This window comes from Bradyrhizobium sp. INPA03-11B, assembly GCF_040446015.1.
GTDB lineage: Bacteria > Pseudomonadota > Alphaproteobacteria > Rhizobiales > Xanthobacteraceae > Bradyrhizobium > Bradyrhizobium macuxiense_A.
Window position 1 is genome coordinate 1 of sequence record NZ_JASGSR010000054.1, and the last position, 14983, is coordinate 14983.

At 64.8% G+C, this 14983-nt stretch carries 13 protein-coding genes; 4 read left to right on the forward strand and 9 right to left on the reverse strand.

The annotated features are described in order from the left end of the window. Positions 1-143 precede the first annotated feature (143 nt). From greA to QMZ05_RS22320, 4 genes are all read right to left on the reverse strand, one after another. Complete coding sequence (greA, locus tag QMZ05_RS22305) at positions 144-626, reverse strand: transcription elongation factor GreA (protein ID WP_353702692.1); 483 nt, start codon at positions 624-626, stop codon at positions 144-146. 78 nt (positions 627-704) lie between these two features. After that, positions 705-3851, reverse strand: a complete 3147-nt coding sequence (locus QMZ05_RS22310) for a multidrug efflux RND transporter permease subunit (protein WP_353702693.1) — start codon at positions 3849-3851, stop codon at positions 705-707. Then, complete coding sequence (locus QMZ05_RS22315) at positions 3848-5083, reverse strand: efflux RND transporter periplasmic adaptor subunit (protein WP_353702694.1); 1236 nt, start codon at positions 5081-5083, stop codon at positions 3848-3850. Before QMZ05_RS22315 ends, QMZ05_RS22310 begins: the two co-directional genes overlap by 4 nt. Before the next feature lie 289 nt (positions 5084-5372). Next, a complete protein-coding gene (locus QMZ05_RS22320; RefSeq protein WP_353702695.1) occupies positions 5373-6506 on the reverse strand; it encodes a hypothetical protein in 1134 nt (377 codons plus the stop codon). A 579-nt stretch (positions 6507-7085) separates the two neighbouring features. On the opposite strand from QMZ05_RS22320, the gene QMZ05_RS22325 reads away from it, so the two are divergent. After that, positions 7086-8198, forward strand: a complete 1113-nt coding sequence (locus QMZ05_RS22325; protein ID WP_353702696.1) for a helix-turn-helix transcriptional regulator — start codon at positions 7086-7088, stop codon at positions 8196-8198. A gap of 2 nt (positions 8199-8200) precedes the next feature. Here the strand turns inward: QMZ05_RS22325 and QMZ05_RS22330 are convergent, their stop codons facing one another. Next, positions 8201-8968 carry a dienelactone hydrolase family protein gene (locus tag QMZ05_RS22330; protein WP_353702697.1) on the reverse strand — a complete coding sequence of 256 codons (768 nt, stop codon included), beginning with the start codon at positions 8966-8968 and terminating at the stop codon, positions 8201-8203. Positions 8969-9213: 245 nt separating this feature from the next. On the opposite strand from QMZ05_RS22330, the gene QMZ05_RS22335 reads away from it, so the two are divergent. The 3 genes from QMZ05_RS22335 (at position 9214) to QMZ05_RS22345 (ending at position 10827) form a co-directional block, all read left to right on the forward strand. Then, entirely contained in the window at positions 9214-9567 is a 354-nt protein-coding gene (locus tag QMZ05_RS22335) for a hypothetical protein (protein WP_353702698.1), read from the forward strand. Between the two features lie 95 nt (positions 9568-9662). Further along, positions 9663-10304: a glutathione S-transferase gene (locus tag QMZ05_RS22340; protein ID WP_353702699.1), complete on the forward strand. Its 642-nt coding sequence runs from the start codon at positions 9663-9665 to the stop codon at positions 10302-10304. Between the two features lie 7 nt (positions 10305-10311). Next, positions 10312-10827, forward strand: coding sequence for a DUF1697 domain-containing protein (locus QMZ05_RS22345; protein ID WP_353702700.1), 516 nt, complete (start codon positions 10312-10314; stop codon positions 10825-10827). 167 nt (positions 10828-10994) lie between these two features. On the opposite strand, the gene QMZ05_RS22350 is transcribed toward QMZ05_RS22345, so the two are convergent. The 4 genes from QMZ05_RS22350 to bchE all read right to left on the reverse strand — a co-directional run bounded on the left by QMZ05_RS22350 (position 10995) and on the right by bchE (position 14909). Continuing rightward, entirely contained in the window at positions 10995-12233 is a 1239-nt protein-coding gene (locus QMZ05_RS22350; RefSeq protein ID WP_353702701.1) for a threonine ammonia-lyase, read from the reverse strand. A gap of 404 nt (positions 12234-12637) precedes the next feature. After that, positions 12638-12793 (reverse strand): response regulator, encoded by a 156-nt coding sequence (locus QMZ05_RS22355; protein ID WP_167350155.1) that lies wholly within the window; start codon positions 12791-12793, stop codon positions 12638-12640. A gap of 54 nt (positions 12794-12847) precedes the next feature. Continuing rightward, positions 12848-13258, reverse strand: coding sequence for an aminoacyl-tRNA deacylase (locus tag QMZ05_RS22360; RefSeq protein ID WP_353702702.1), 411 nt, complete (start codon positions 13256-13258; stop codon positions 12848-12850). A 94-nt stretch (positions 13259-13352) separates the two neighbouring features. Beyond that, positions 13353-14909, reverse strand: a complete 1557-nt coding sequence (gene bchE / locus QMZ05_RS22365) for a magnesium-protoporphyrin IX monomethyl ester anaerobic oxidative cyclase (protein WP_353702703.1) — start codon at positions 14907-14909, stop codon at positions 13353-13355. Positions 14910-14983 lie beyond the last annotated feature (74 nt).

The following is a 14983-nucleotide window of genomic DNA, read 5'->3' on the forward strand; positions in this document are numbered from 1 at the left end:
GCGTAGCGCGGCGGGTGGGGGCTCTCCCCACGAGTCGTACCGCGGAGAGAGCCCCCACCCGCCGCGCTACGCGCGTCGGCCCCCCGCAAGCGGGAGAGGCGAACCGAGCGTGCGGACACGCCGGCTCAATTGAAGTCCTCACGCTAGGCGATCGCCACGATCTCCAGCTCCTGATCGCCGGTGCCGACGACATCGCCCAGGGCCTTGCCCATCAACGACCTTGCCACCGGCGAGACAAACGAAATAGAGCCGGCCTTTGGATCGGCTTCGTCCTCGCCGACGATGCGGTAGGTCTGCACGCGGCCGTCGGCGCGGCTGAAGGTCACAGTGCTGCCGAACGCAACGGCTTCCGTCGAAGCAGGATCGGCGACGACCTGCGCGGTGCGCAGCCTTTCGGTGATATAGCGCGCGTCGCGTAGCGGAACTGCCGACTGCCGCCGCCGTTCGTTGACGTCCTCCAGCTGCTGCGCGGTCTCATAGGCGGCGCGCGCCTCCTGAAGCTGGCGTTCCAGCGCCTTGCGTCCCGCTTCGGTCACCAGATTGGGATGCGGCGAGATGGGACGGTCCGGCAACAGCGTTTCGGACGCAGTCTCGGCACTTTCTTCCTTGGTGAAGGCAACGCTCAATCCGGAACTCCCTCGATGAGGCAGGCAGTATAGCCCCGCCTCACGCGCCCCGCTAATGCGCGATGGGATTAGCCGGATCTAATGCGACGCCGGCTGTTCCGCCTTGCTCCGCCTGCCGAAGCGGTTCTTCACGCCTTCACGCCAGCCCTGGAAGGTGACAAAGAGCATCGGCACCAGGAAGATGCCGATCGAGCTGGCGGCGAGCATGCCGCCGAACACCGCGGTGCCGACCGCGCGGCGGCTGATTTCCGCGGCGCCGGTCGCGACCACCAGCGGCACCAAGCCGAGGATGAACGCAATCGAGGTCATCATCACGGCGCGGAAGCGCATCTGCGCGCCCATCGTCGCGGCTTCCGCGATCGGCCGGCCGGCTTCGCGCTGCTCCTTGGCGAACTCGACGATCAGGATGCCGTTCTTGGCGGCGAGCGCGATCAGCACGACGAGGCCGATCTGGCCGTAGAGATCGAGGTTGAGCCCTGCGAGCTTGATCGCGAGATAGGAGCCGAACACGCCGACGGTGACCGACAGCAGCACGGGAATCGGGATCGTCCAGCTCTCATACAGCGCCACCAGGAACAGATAGGCAAACAGCACCGCCAGCGCGAGGATGATGCCGGTCTGGCCGGAGGCCGCCTGCTCCTGATAGGCGGTGCCGGTCCACTCATAGGAATAGCCTGAAGGCAACGTCGACTTGGAGAGGTCGGCCATCGTCGCGATCGCGGTGCCCGACGACACGCCCGCCGCCGGGCTGCCGTTCACCGTGACCGAACGATAATTGTTGTAGCGCGTGATCACCTGCGGGCCGGTGACGATCCGCAAGTTTGCGATCGAGCGGATCGGCACCATCTCGCCGCCGGTGTTGCGCACATAGATCTGCCAGATGTCGGGAATGTCGCGGCGATCGGCGGCGTCGCCCTGCACGTTGACCTGCCAGGTGCGGCCAAACAGGTTGAAGTTGTTGACATAGATGCCGCCCAGCGTGGCCTGCAGCGCAGTGAAGACGTCGGCCATGTTGAGGCCGAGCGCCTGTGCCTTGGCGCGATCGATGTCGAGATAGACCGATGGATTGGTCGCGGTGAAGGTCGAGAACACGCGGGCCAGGTTCGGATTGCGGTTGGCGGCGCCGATCAGCCCGCCCATCACGCTGCTGAGCGAAGCCGGGTCCTGCCCTTCCAGCGCTTCGAGCTGATATTCGAAGCCGCCTGATGTCGACAGCCCGATGATCGGCGGCAGGTTGAACGGCAGCACCGAGGCCTGGCGGATCTGCGATCCGCCGACGAAGGTCTGCCCGATCGCGGCCTGTACCGATTCGGTCGTGGCCCTGCGGTCGGCGAACGCCTTCATGCGCGCCACCATGAAGGCGGAATTCGGCTCGCTCGCACCATCAAGCAACGAGAAGCCGATGATCGACAGCACGTGATCGACCGCCGGGTTCTTCTTCAACAGCGCCTCGACCTGTTTGGTGACCTCGCTGGTGCGCGCCACCGAGGCGCCGTCAGGCAGTTGCACCGCGATGAAGAAGGCGCCCTGGTCCTCTTCGGGCAGGAAGCCGGTCGGCGTGATCTTCGACACGCCGAACACCGCGCCGGCAAATACCAGCACCGCGACCAGCGACAGCACCGCAAGACGGACCAGCCGCTGCACCACGCCGGCATAGCGGTCACGCACCCAATCGATGCTGTCGAGCACCCGTCCCATGATGCCGCGGCGCGGTCCGCCGTGGCGCAGGAACACGGCACACAGCGCCGGCGACAATGTCAGCGCGTTCAGCGCCGAGATCACCATCGCGGCGCTGATCGTCACCGCGAACTGGCGGAACAGCGTGCCGGAGATTCCAGGGATGAACGCGATCGGCACGAACACCGAGAGCAGCACCAGCGAGATCGCGATGATCGGCGCCGTGATCTGCGCCATCGCTTTCTTGGTGGCGTCGGCCGGCGACAGCTCCGGCTCCTCCTCCATGACGCGTTCGACATTCTCGACCACGACGATGGCGTCGTCGACCACGATGCCGATCGCAAGCACCATTGCCAGCAGCGAGACCGTGTTGGCGGAATAGCCGAGCGCCAGCAGCACTGCGAAGGCGCCGATCAGGCTGACCGGCACCGCGACCGCCGGAATCACCGTGGCGCGCAGATTGCCGAGGAACAGGAACACCACGATCACGACGAGCACGAAGGCCTCGCCGAGCGTCTTGATCACTTCCTTGATCGTGTCGGAGACGAAGGTCGTGGAGTCGTATTGCACGAGGTAGGTCAGGCCCGGCGGGAACCGTTCCGACAATTTCGCAAGCGTGGCCTGCACGGCCTTGGCCGTCGTCACGGCATTGGCGCCGGGCGCGAGATAGATGCCCATCGGCACCCCGGGATTGCCGTCGATCCGCGACTCCGAATCCATGTTCTGCGCGCCGATCTCGACGCGGGCGACGTCCCTGATCCGCAGCACCGATCCGTCCGGATTGGCGCGCAGCACGATGTCGCCGAACTGCTTGGATGTCGTCAGGCGGCCCTGGGTCTGCACGTTGAACTGGAACTGCTGATCGTTGCTGATCGGACGCGCGCCGATGCGGCCGACCGGCGCCTGCACGCTCTGGGCACGGATCGCGGCGATCACGTCCGACGGCGCCAGATTGAGGCTGGTCAGGCGCTGGGTGTCGAACCAGATCCGCATCGAATAGTTCAGCTTGGCGAACAGCGACGCCTGCCCGACGCCGGGCGTGCGCGAAATCGCGTCGAGCACGTTGATGATGGCGTAATTAGTGATGAACAGCGGGTCCTGCTCGCCGCTCTTGCTGTACAGCACGATGAATTGCAGCACGGCCGAAGATTTCTTCTGCACGGTCAGGCCTTGCGCCTGCACCTCGGTCGGCAATTGCGCGAGCGCGCTCTGCACCCGGTTGTTGACGTTGACGGTGTTGATGTCAGGGTCGGTGCCGAGCGCGAACGAGACCGTCAGCGTATAGCTGCCGTCATTGCCGCTGGTCGACTTCATGTAGAGCATCTTGTCGACGCCGACGACCTGCGCTTCGAGCGGCTGGGCGACGCTCGATTCGACGACTTCGGCCGAAGCGCCGGGGAACACGGCCGAGACCGTGACCTGCGGCGGCACGATGTCCGGGAACTGGGCGACCGGGATTTGCATCAGCGCCAGCGCGCCCGCGATCGTGATCACGAACGCGATGACAATCGCAAGCCGCGGACGATCGACGAAAACAGCGGAAATCATGGGTTATTGCCCGTCGATTTCGGCGCGCTGCCGGCGCCACCATCCGCCGAGACCTTCATGCTCGACTGGATCAGCGCGCTGGCAGGCCCCGGCGCGACCACCTCGCCCGGCTTGACCTTCTGCAATCCTTCGACGATGACCTTGTCGCCAAGCGCGATGCCGCCCGTCACTGCCGCAATCGTCGACGTCGATTGCCCAAGCTGGATCCGCTTCTGCTCGGCCTTGTTGTCCGCGCCGACGACGTAGACATATTCGCCCTGCTGGTTCGACAGCACCGCCGAGCGCGGGATCGCCAGCACCTCGACCGGCTGCACGCCTTCGAGCAGAACGGTCACAAACTCGTTGTCGGTAAGCTCGCGGACCGCGCCGCCGGTTGCGACCGAGGTGTATGTCGACGGGTTGGGAATGGTGCCGCGCAGCGAAATGGTGTCGGTGTTCTGCGCGATCGTATTGTTGACGAAATTCAGCTCGCCGACCTTGTCGTAGAGCCGGCCGTCCGTCAGACGCAGGCGGATCACGACGGCCTTGAAGCCGCCGCGCGTCGCATAGCGTTCGCGCAGATCGAGCGCCTCGCGCACCGGAACGGGGAACGTGACATACATCGGGTCCTGGCTGACGATGGTCGTCAGGGTTCCCGAACTCGGCGTCACGACGTTGCCTTCGGTGACCGCGGTGCGTCCGATCCTGCCGTCGATCGGCGAGTGGATCATGGTGTAGTCGAGATTGATCTGGGACAGGTCGACCTGCGCCTGCGCGGCCTGCACCTGGGCCTCGAGGCTCTGCTGGTTGGCGACCGCGGCGTCGACGTTCGATTGCTGGCCGGCCGGCCCGCCCATCAGGGCCTTGGCGCGGTCGGTGGTCAGCTTGGCGTTGACCAGCGTCGCCTGCAACTGGGCGACCTGCGCCTTCTTCGATGCGAGGTCGGCCTCGAACGGGCCGCGCTCGAGTTGATACAAGAGGTCACCGGCCTTGACCTCGGCGCCCTCGACGAAGTTCCGCTTGTCCAGGAACGCGGTGACACGCGCTACCACATTGACGCGGTTGGGCGCTTCGATGCGCCCCAGAAATTCACTGGTCTCGGTGACCGGCCGCTTCACCGCCTCGAACACGCCGACGGCAGGAGGCCCGGGCGGACCTGCCTGGGCGTGGGCCGCCGATATCCCGCTAGCCGCAAGTCCCGCCGATACAAGAAACCCTGCCAATCCACCGAGCATTCGTTCCGTACCACTCATGCGGTCCAACCCTTCGGCAATCAACAAGCTTGACGAGACGGATATGACGTCGAGTTCCCTCAGACCGTGAAGGCCAGAGATAGGCAAGGTGCGTTACAGGAGATCATAACGCGCCCAATCCGACAATCCTGTAAAGTCATCGCCGTCGGCTCGGGCATGCCGCGGACGCCGGAAGCTCGCACCAATGTGATACGCGCAAGCGTGCACCGGCATGATCGAAATCAGGGATGGGTATCTGCGACACGGCGCAGGCTCGGCGGCGTATTGCAGCGGGAATAGCGGTCGCTACTCACAACGCGATGGCGTTCTTCAAGCGAGATATCTCTTGATAGACCGGCGACGCCAGATGGCCGTACAGCCACGGCCTTGCGCGCTTGCCGCTGGCCTCGTGCACACCATCGAAGACGTCCATCTCAATCAGTTGCGGATGGGCTGAGGCCGCGTAGACCGACTGCATTTCCGCAAACTTCTCGTCCCGCCCAAGCTCGATCGCGTTTGCAGCGTCATGGCTGCCGATCTCGACGAACAGCGGGCATGGACAGAGCAGGTATGCCAGCTCCGCGCCGGTGTATTTGGCGCGGCTGTTGGCGAAATGAATGTAGGCCGCAAGTTCGATGCCGAGGTTCTTGCTGATGGTGGACGACATCAGAAACTTCTTCTCGTCACGCATGTATCCGGAGACGACGGTCGGCCGCATCCGCCCTGTCGCGGCTTCCAGATGCAGCGCAAGAAACGCGCCCGAGGACACCCCGTAGACGCCGACATTCAGACCGGACGCGCCGGTCAGCTTCCGGCAGACGGTTTCGCCAGCGTCGATCGATGCGCACGACACGTTGTGCGCCGAGACGCCATGGGATGCCAGCATCGCGGCGATGTTGTTCTGGCTTTCCTGATTTCCGATCTGGACGATGTAGGGACACCAGACGACATAGCCGTCCTGGCAAAGCTGCTTGCCGAGCGCGTTCATGTAATCCTTGTCGGCGTCATCGAAGCATCGCTCCGGCGTGCTCGCCATGCCGTGACCGAGCAGGATCAATCCCTTGAACGCGCCGTTGGGGATTCCGAGACATCCGCGCACCGGCACGCCGCATTCCAGATCGAACTCGACTTTCGCGACCGAGAATCCATCCGCCGTGTCGCGCCATAGAATCCGGATGTCGTCGCGGGAAGGCCGATAGAGCCGCCGCGCCCGGAACAGCGACCGCATCTCCCGTCGGATGTCCGGGCCGGTTGCGATCGGGCGCAGTTTTCCCTTCGCCGCGATATCGAACAACGACCGGCAGAACGTATCGTAGCCAAGCGCCGGCAGGTCGACATTCGCGCACGATCCCCGGCAATGACCTAGCCCCAGCGAGTTGCCGGTGACCGATGAGGGTCCGACCAGCGTCATCAGCAATCCGGAAAGCACCCTGCGGCTGATCATCGGCCCTCCCCGAGCCGGCGATGGCTCGACTGAATGTCACAAGATGGCCGCCTAGCAAGCGCGGCAAGTCGCGCGGATACAAATTAAAGGATGTTCATGGTCGAACGATCGCGCGCAGCGTTGCAAACGTGTGACGCTGCCGGGCCATGCACAGCGGCAATTCACGGCGACTACGTTTCGCGACACTTCGGAAAGATGTCTGACTGTCACGCGGGTTGAATTTCCGTCACAACCGCCGACGATCGTCAGGTCCCAGTCATCGAGCTTGATCATCAAATCTTGGGCTTGATCTCGGTGACCTTGGCATCGGCGGCTTTCGGCGCGTCGCTCGAGCCCGAGAGCTCCTGGTCTCGGCGCAGGCTGCGCTGGCAGCCGCGCGCCGGGTCGCCGCCAAACGAACAAGACCCGGCACGCAGGCGCGAGGCTCTACCCGCAAGACCGCCAAACACCGGAATTCCTCGTGATACGAGTGGTCGCACCGGAATAGCCCGGACTCGTAGGCCAGACTGAATTGCTCTAGGCAATAATTCCGCGATCGATGGGTTTAACTGTTGGGCAACAGCATTTCTGGAATGGCCGATGGCGAACGACCTGCACGAGCATCTGATTGAACTGGCCTATGAGGCCGCGGTCCTCCCGGAGTTGTGGCCGAACGTTCTGCATCAGGTCGGCGGCATCGCGAAAGCGCGCGGTATCGTGCTGCTGACGGCAGACCCGCACGACGTCCGCTGGGTCGCCTCCCCCGACATGCACGACGACACGGTTGCCTATGTCGAAGGCGGCTGGCACGAGCGCAACGGGCGGTTGCCGCGCCTGCTCGCGGCCAATCATGCCGGCTTCCTGCGCGATATCGACGTGTTCGATACGCCCGAGGAAGTGCAGCAGGATTTCCAGATCCGCGAATTCTTCCGTCCGCGCGGGCTCGGATGGGGCGCCGGTACCGCGATCCCGGTGCCGAGCGGCGACGTGCTGATCTTCAGCGTCGAGCGCGAGTACCAGCACGGGCCGATCGAGCCGGAAGCGATCGAACAGCTCGACGCGCTGCGCCCGCACCTGGCGCGGGCCGCGCTGCTGTCGGCGCGGCTCGGGATGGAGCGCGCCAGGGCGGCAACCGAGTCGCTGGCGATGCTCGGCCTGCCCGCGGCGGTGCTGCGGCGCGGCGGCCGCCTGATGGCGGCCAACACGCTGTTCAACCGCCTGGTGCCCGACGTGATGCAGGATCGTACCGATCGCCTAACGCTGGCAGTGCCTGCCGCCGATGCGCTGTTCGCGCAGGCAGTCGGAGCACTCGATCACGGCCTCATCGGCGTGGAGGTCCGCTCGGTCCCGATCGCGGCACAGGCCGATCGTCCGCCGCTGATCGTGCATCTGGTCCCGATCCAGGGCGCGGCCCGCGACCTGTTCGACCGCGCGCTGGCGATCGTGATCGTGACGCCGGTGGTGCCATCAGAGGTGCCGACCGCGGAAGTGTTGCAGGGCCTGTTCGACCTGACGCCGGCCGAGGCGCGCGTCGCGCGCGGCATCGGCGAAGGACGTACCGTCGAGGCGATCGCCGTCGCATTCGGGATCTCCCGCGAAACGGTGCGCAACCAGCTCAAGGCCGTGCTGGCGAAGACCGGGCTCGGCCGGCAGGTGGAGCTGGCCGGACTGCTCGCCGGCACCAAGGTGCCGCCGGGTCCGTCCGCGGAATAGACTTACGTCGCGCTCAGGCGAGCCTGGAAGAATCCGGCAACACGGTTGACCGCGTCTGCGGCCATTGGGTCATTGTCCGCAAAATCAAATCCGTGCGCCTTGCCCGGATACCTGACGATCTCCGCCGCGGCGCCGACCGACTTGCCCAGCCTGACAAGCTGCTCACCGCTGGCAAGCGGCACGTTGCGATCGGCCTCGCCGTGCAGCTCGATCATCGGCGGCAGGTGTTTCACCCGAGGCGCGATCTTGTCGGGCATGCCGCCATACAGCACGGCCAGCGCGGACACCCGCTCGTCACGCGCCGCCGCGGCCGCGGCAACGTAGCCGCCGAGCGAAAAGCCGAGCAGTCCGACCCGGCCGGAACTGTCTGCACCTGCTAGCACCGTGGTCAGCACGGCCGAGACGCGCGCGGCCCAGGCGTCGAAACGCCCGGCTTCATAGGGCGCCCGGCTCTCGCTCGTGTGCATCGTCGCAAGCGCCTGCTCGTCGGCCGGCGTGTAGTAACGAACGAAATAGGCGTCGATGCCATCTGCCGTCAGCGCATTGGCATAACGCTCGTAGGCCTGCGGCCTGAGATCGAAGCCGCGCAAGCCGTGCAGCATCAACACCGCCGGCCGCTTGCCGGCCCGCCCGGAGGCAAAACGGTTGAGCGTGACCTGGCCTTCGGCGGCATCGACAGTCAGCGTCTCGGCGGTTGCCACCGCGAGCGAAGGCGATGCGGCCAGCACGGCTAGGCCGCCAAGCAGGCTCCGTCGGCTGATTGCTGGCATCGAAACCTCGATTGGATTGCGCGGCACCGGCCGGGCCGCGCCGCTATATCATGCTGAACCGTACGCCCGGTAGGGCGTTCATTGGTTTGGCCGGCACGGCCGGCATGCCAGCCGCTGGCTGTGGCCATCCCCAGGGGGGCATCGCAAGCGGATCGGCATGTTCAAACGGCGCCGGTTGAGCTAGTGATAGCTCCCCTCCTTCCGTGCGCCCGCCCGGCGCATGTCCAGTCAATGAGTGTATCTGAATGGCCGAAGCCGACCTCGACGCCGTCATCCGGCAAACCGCAAGAGCGCAGACCAAGGCCGTGATGGCGGCTGCCAAGAAGCGCCAGGCCGTCTGGGTCGCGCGCGCCGCCAAGGCCAAGGACAAGGAGACCAAGGCGCGCTTCCGCCACCTCGCCAAGAGCACGATCCTGAACGCGACCGCGACCGCCAAGCGGTTGCAGAATTCGGCCGAGAACGCCGCCGACGCCTATGCCCGCGCCATGAAGAAGGCGATGGAAGAGCTGCCGCCGGCCACGGAATCCAAGAAGAAATCCGAGCAGAAATCTGAGAAGAAACCAGAGAAGAAGCCGGCGAAGAAGAAAACGAACGCCTGATGCGCTTCGATGGAAGCGCATCATGATCATTATTTTCGCATGATCGTTTCGGAAAACCGGTGTCCACTTTTCCGGATCATGCTTCAGGAGCGCGCATGCTCACCGTTCACCATCTCGGCAAGTCGCAATCGGAGCGGATCGTCTGGCTGTGCGAGGAGCTGGAGATCCCCTACGAACTGAAGTGCACCGCGCGCGATCCGGTCACGATGCTGGCGCCCGCCGATTACAAGGCGCTGCATCCGATCGGCGCGGCGCCCGTCATCACCGACGGCGAGCTGGTGCTGGCCGAATCCGGCGCTGTTGTCGAATACATCGTCGCCAAATACGGCAATGGACGCCTGGCGCTGAAATCGGAACATCCCGACTTTGCCCAGTTCCTGTACTGGTTTCACTTCGCCAACGGCACGCTGCAGGCACAGATGGGCCGCAGCATGATCCTCCATCGGCTCAACCTCGCGGCCGACAATCCGATACTGGTGGCGACCAAAGCGAGGGTCGACCGTTCGTTCGATCTGATCGAGGCGCGGGTGCGCGACGCCCAGTATCTCGCCGGCGATACGTTCACGACCGCCGATATCATGATCGGCTTCTCGCTGACGACGATGCGCTATTTCCTGCCCTACGATCTCGGCCGCTGCCCCAACATCAGGAACTATCTCGGCCGCATCGCCGCGCGCCCGGCCTATGGCCGCGCGATGCAGAAGGGCGATCCCGGCATGACGTTGCTGCTGACGTGAGGCCGTGATGCCGCGTTATGTCGCCCTGTTGCGCGCGGTCAATGTCGGCGGCACCGGCAAGCTGCCGATGGCAGAATTGAAGGCGATGTGCGTCGACGCCGGATTCGCCGACGTCGAGACCTACATCGCCAGCGGCAATGTCGTGTTCTCCTCCAAACTCGCAGCGCCCAAGGTCAAGGCCGCGCTGGAGCAGCGGCTGCAGACCTATGCCGGCAAGCCGGTCGGCGTTGCCGTCAGGAGCGCGGACGAGATCGCCGCGGTGCTGAAGGCCAATCCATTTCCAAAAGCGCCGCCGAATTTTACGGTCGCGATCTTCCTCGACGAGCCGCCGCCCAAGGACGCCCTGAAGGATGTCAAGGGCCAGCAGGACGAGCAGATGCGGCTCGGCAAGCGCGAGATCTACGTCGCCTATGGCAGCGGCATGGGCCGTTCGAAGTTGAAGATCCCCGCCGCCGCGAGCGGCACCGCGCGCAATCTCAACACCATCGCCAAGCTCGCCGAGCTTGCGGCGGGTGATGAGTGAGGCCTAGTTCGCCAACCTAATGACCCGTCATCCTGAGGAGCGCGCAGCGCGTCTCGAAGGATGCACGGCCCGGCTGGTGGCCGATTCATCCTTCGAGACGGCCGCCTTGCGGCCTCCTCAGGATGACGGGTTGAGTACTTCAGCTCACGACGAAGGGTGCAAGATCCCTAACTCTCCCGCACCGCAAATCCGGCTGCGTTGAGCGCAGCCAGCACGTCCTCCAGATGGGCGCGATCGCGGGTCTCGATCACGAGCTCGAGCAGCGTCGCCTTCGCCGGCAGATCGGAGAAGGTGCGCTGGTGCGAGACCTCGATGATGTTGGCGCCGGCATCGGCCAGCAGGATCGACACCGCCGCGAGCTGTCCGGGCCGGTCGACGATGTCGAGCGCCAATTGCGTCAGCCGCCCTTCGCGCGCGAGCTCACGGGTCAGGACCGAGGCGATCAGCCTGGTGTCGATATTGCCGCCGGTCAGCACGAGGCCGACCTTGCGGCCGGCAAAGCGCTCCGGCGCCGCGAGCACCGCCGCGAGGCCGGCGGCGCCGGCGCCCTCGACGACCGTCTTTTCGATCGAGATCAGGGTCGCGACCGCGCGCTCGATCTGGTCCTCGCTGACGAGGACGATGTCGTCGACGAGGTCGCGCACGATCCTGGTGGTGATCTGCCCGGGCGCCTTGACCGCGATGCCCTCGGCCAGCGTATCGCCGCGCATCGGCAGCTGCTCGCCTTTGACGGCATTGTACATCGACGGATAGAGCTGGGCCTGCACGCCAATGATCTGCACCGACGGCTTGATCGCCTTGGCGGCCGTTGCGATGCCCGAGATCAGCCCGCCGCCGCCGATCGGCACGACAAGAATGTCGAGCTCCGGCACCGCCTCGAGCATTTCGAGGCCGATCGTGCCCTGCCCGGCGATGATCAGCGGATCGTCATAGGGGTGGATCAGGATCAGGCCGCGCTCTGCGGCATGCGTGCCGACGAAGGCGAAGCATTCTTCCAGCGTCTGCCCGGTGATGATGACCTCGGCACCGTGCCGCCTGGTGTTTTCGATCTTCACCATCGGTGTGCCGATGGGCATCACGATGGTGGCGGGGATGCCGAGCCGCTTCGCGTGATAGGCCACGCCCTGGGCATGGTTGCCGGCCGACATCGCGATCACCCCGCGCTTGCGCTCTTCGGCGGATAGCGCTCGCAGCCTGTTCAGCGCGCCGCGCTCCTTGAAGGTCGAGGTGAATTGCAGGTTCTCGAATTTGAGGAACAGGCGGCAGCCGCAGATCTCGCCGAGCGTACGGCTCTCGTTGCACGCCGTAACCATGACCGAGTCCCTGATGGTTTCGGCGGCACGGCGCACGTCGGCAAGCGTCACGTCAGCAGGCGTTGCGGCGGTGGTATCGGAAAGGTGCGGCATCGGGTTTCGCTTTGGACCGTTTCATCAGACGGAACCTAAAGCATGATCCGGAAAAGTGCGAAGCGGTTTTCCGAAAAGATCATGCTCAATCAACGACCCAAAGCGCCATCACGATTCAAGTCAATCCCATCGCGCTGGCCAGTTTCGGCGCCGAAGACGACCGCGCTATCGCGCGGTCAACACCCGTTGCTCCGGCCTGGCCGGCGCGGCCAGCTGGGCCTCATCGCATTTGGGGCATAGCAGCGCGGTCCGGAAATGCTTGTCGAGCACAATGGTTCGCGTCCTGCCGCACTGGCAGCGCATCGGCTTATCCATGGAAGATCGGCCCGGGTTCGAGATGCAAGGATAGCGTGTGCTTAGCTATCCCGGTCCGGTTAACCCAGTATGACTTGCAGCCGGAAAAATCAGAAGAAGCCTGCACTCAGATCGAGGCCATAGCTAGCTCTGAGCACCGCGACGAACAGGACCGCAAAGCCGAACAGCAGGACATGCCGGGCGATGCTGCTCCGAATCGAATTGGCCGGAAATACCCGAGCGATCGATTGAGCCAATGCAGTCATTTGCGACCTCCAGAGCCACGTCCCGAAGGTAGGTCGCGGGCAACGCTGCGAGGTTCAACGCGGCTCGCGGGACGGCCGGCGCCGCACTGACGCGCTCGGCTCCGCTTCACGTTGCGGCCGCGTCCTGTTCCTGAAGCGGTGACCGACCACGATCAGCCTGCCTTCGGCGCGGACCGCAGCCTCGGCCACTGGCGCAGCCGGCAGATTGTCTTGCGCGACCGCTTCCAGCGCGTGCAGGAACTCACGTCCGGCCGGTGTGATCTCCCAGCCTCCGACGTCACGCAGCACATAGCCATTGCTGAAGATGTCGAGTTCGGGAACCCGCGACGCCAGGCGTTTGATCCGCGCATGCCAATCATCGCCGCTCGACGAGAGAATAGCGAGATCGTGCTTGAGTGAATCGAGTGTGGCTCTGCCGCTGACGTGACTGGTCAATATTTTTAGAATCGCAACCTGTATGCTCAACTCGCCGCCTCGACCGCCACGGTTCTTTTTGTTCTGCGCAGTCGATCTGGAAATTATCGCGCTGATGACTCAGGCGTCCAGTCATCAGCGCCAGTCATCCAGAACCCGGCAGCACGGTATCGATTTGCGCTGCGCGCGATGTGCCGACGCTGCGCTCGGGCCGCTGCGATGACATCGCTTCTTCCTCACTATCCTGCGGCTCGCCCCAAAATTCCCGCACCGTCGGTCCGTTCTCCAGCCTGGTGTCGCGCAGGAAGCCGAGAATTTCGTGCGGCCAGACCCGGCGTCCCATCTGCGTGTACCAGCGCATCGCATGACGAAGTCCGGCGTCGCGATGAAACAGCACGCGGAGCAAAGCCTTCGGCCGGCATTGCAGCACCATCTCGGTGAACTTGAACCAGAGCAGCACCCGCCATGGCGGCATGTGCCGCGTCGCGAGCACCTGATGCTTGTAGTCCCAGAGCCGGCGATCGGCCTGAATGACGCGACGCTCTGCCGCGAGACGGAAATACGGCGTCCAGCGATGCGGCGTGACGTAGAGCATCTGGATCTGATCCGGATCGTAAGACAACAACTGCCGCAGGCCGCGCCAATGATCGCGATCGGTCTCCTCCTCGAAGCCGACCACCCAGGTCGCCATCGACAGAATGCCGTGCCGGCGCATCAAACGGATGGCCTCGCGATCGATCGTGGTGGTGGCGCCCTTGCGAATCAGCTCCAGCGTCCTCTCGTCGGTGTTCTCCATGCCGAGCAGGAAGCGCTGCCAGCCCGCCTTCTTGTAGAGATGCAGGATGTCGGCATCACGGACGATATCGTCGGCGCGGGTCGAGCCGACCAGGATCAGATCGACATTCTCCGCGATCAGGGCCTCGAGGAAAGTGCGCCAGGCCTTCTTGGAGACGGTCGGATTCTCGTCGGCGAAATTGATCACCTTGACGCCGTGCTCGCGATGCAGCCGCGCGAGCTCCTTCGCGAAGCGCACGGGATCGCGGTGCCGCCATCGCGTCCAGAAGCCGCGCTGGCCGCAATAATTGCACAGATGCGGGCAGCCGCGCGAGAACTGCACGACGACGGCGCGCAGCCCTCCCCAGTAACTGTAGCGCGCGTGATCGATCAGCTCCCAGCCGACACGATAGGCATCGAGGTCGCGGATAACAGGCGCAGGCGGCGTGACGCGCGGCCCGTAGTCGTCACGGAAGGCGATGCCGTTGATGATGCGGAGATCGTCGCCGGCCTCCAGCGCCCGCATCAGGCGCCGCGCGGTCTCTTCGCCTTCGCCGCGCACGATCGCAGTGACGTAGCGCTCCTCGCGCAGGATCTCGCGCCAATGATAGGTCGGAAACACCCCGCCATAGACGATCCGCACCTTGGGCACGGCGTTGACAATGGCCTGCGCCACTTGCGCGATGACCGGATGGCCCGAGGTCGAGCCGGAATGGCCGAACAAGACGGCATCCGGCGAAAACCGCGATGCCTCCGCCACGATGGCTTCGAGCGGCATCGGCCCGAACTCGGCATCGAGCAGCCGAACGTGGTGTCCGTCGTCGATCAGCGGACCGCCGATCGACAGCAGGCCGAGCGGCGGTAGATGGTCGTCGGGGATCCGGCTACCGATCGCCGGGTGCGGCACGTTGATGAGAAGAATGCGCATGGATGATCGCTCCCGCTTTGGTTGGCGTGATCGTTCGTCCCCGCATTTTGCGAGAGAGAGCCCAACCCCCCGGC

What these genes read in the sequence shown, in the direction of transcription:
- QMZ05_RS22310 (WP_353702693.1), bottom strand. Translation starts at nt 3,851, where the DNA reads ATGATTTCCGCTGTTTTCGTCGATCGTCCGCGGCTTGCGATTGTCATC.
- QMZ05_RS22315 (WP_353702694.1), bottom strand. Translation starts at nt 5,083, where the DNA reads ATGAGTGGTACGGAACGAATGCTCGGTGGATTGGCAGGGTTTCTTGTA.
- QMZ05_RS22320 (WP_353702695.1), bottom strand. Translation starts at nt 6,506, where the DNA reads ATGATCAGCCGCAGGGTGCTTTCCGGATTGCTGATGACGCTGGTCGGA.
- QMZ05_RS22325 (WP_353702696.1), top strand. Translation starts at nt 7,086, where the DNA reads ATGGCGAACGACCTGCACGAGCATCTGATTGAACTGGCCTATGAGGCC.
- QMZ05_RS22330 (WP_353702697.1), bottom strand. Translation starts at nt 8,968, where the DNA reads ATGCCAGCAATCAGCCGACGGAGCCTGCTTGGCGGCCTAGCCGTGCTG.
- QMZ05_RS22335 (WP_353702698.1), top strand. Translation starts at nt 9,214, where the DNA reads ATGGCCGAAGCCGACCTCGACGCCGTCATCCGGCAAACCGCAAGAGCG.
- QMZ05_RS22340 (WP_353702699.1), top strand. Translation starts at nt 9,663, where the DNA reads ATGCTCACCGTTCACCATCTCGGCAAGTCGCAATCGGAGCGGATCGTC.
- QMZ05_RS22345 (WP_353702700.1), top strand. Translation starts at nt 10,312, where the DNA reads ATGCCGCGTTATGTCGCCCTGTTGCGCGCGGTCAATGTCGGCGGCACC.
- QMZ05_RS22350 (WP_353702701.1), bottom strand. Translation starts at nt 12,233, where the DNA reads ATGCCGCACCTTTCCGATACCACCGCCGCAACGCCTGCTGACGTGACG.
- QMZ05_RS22355 (WP_167350155.1), bottom strand. Translation starts at nt 12,793, where the DNA reads ATGACTGCATTGGCTCAATCGATCGCTCGGGTATTTCCGGCCAATTCG.
- bchE (WP_353702703.1), bottom strand. Translation starts at nt 14,909, where the DNA reads ATGCGCATTCTTCTCATCAACGTGCCGCACCCGGCGATCGGTAGCCGG.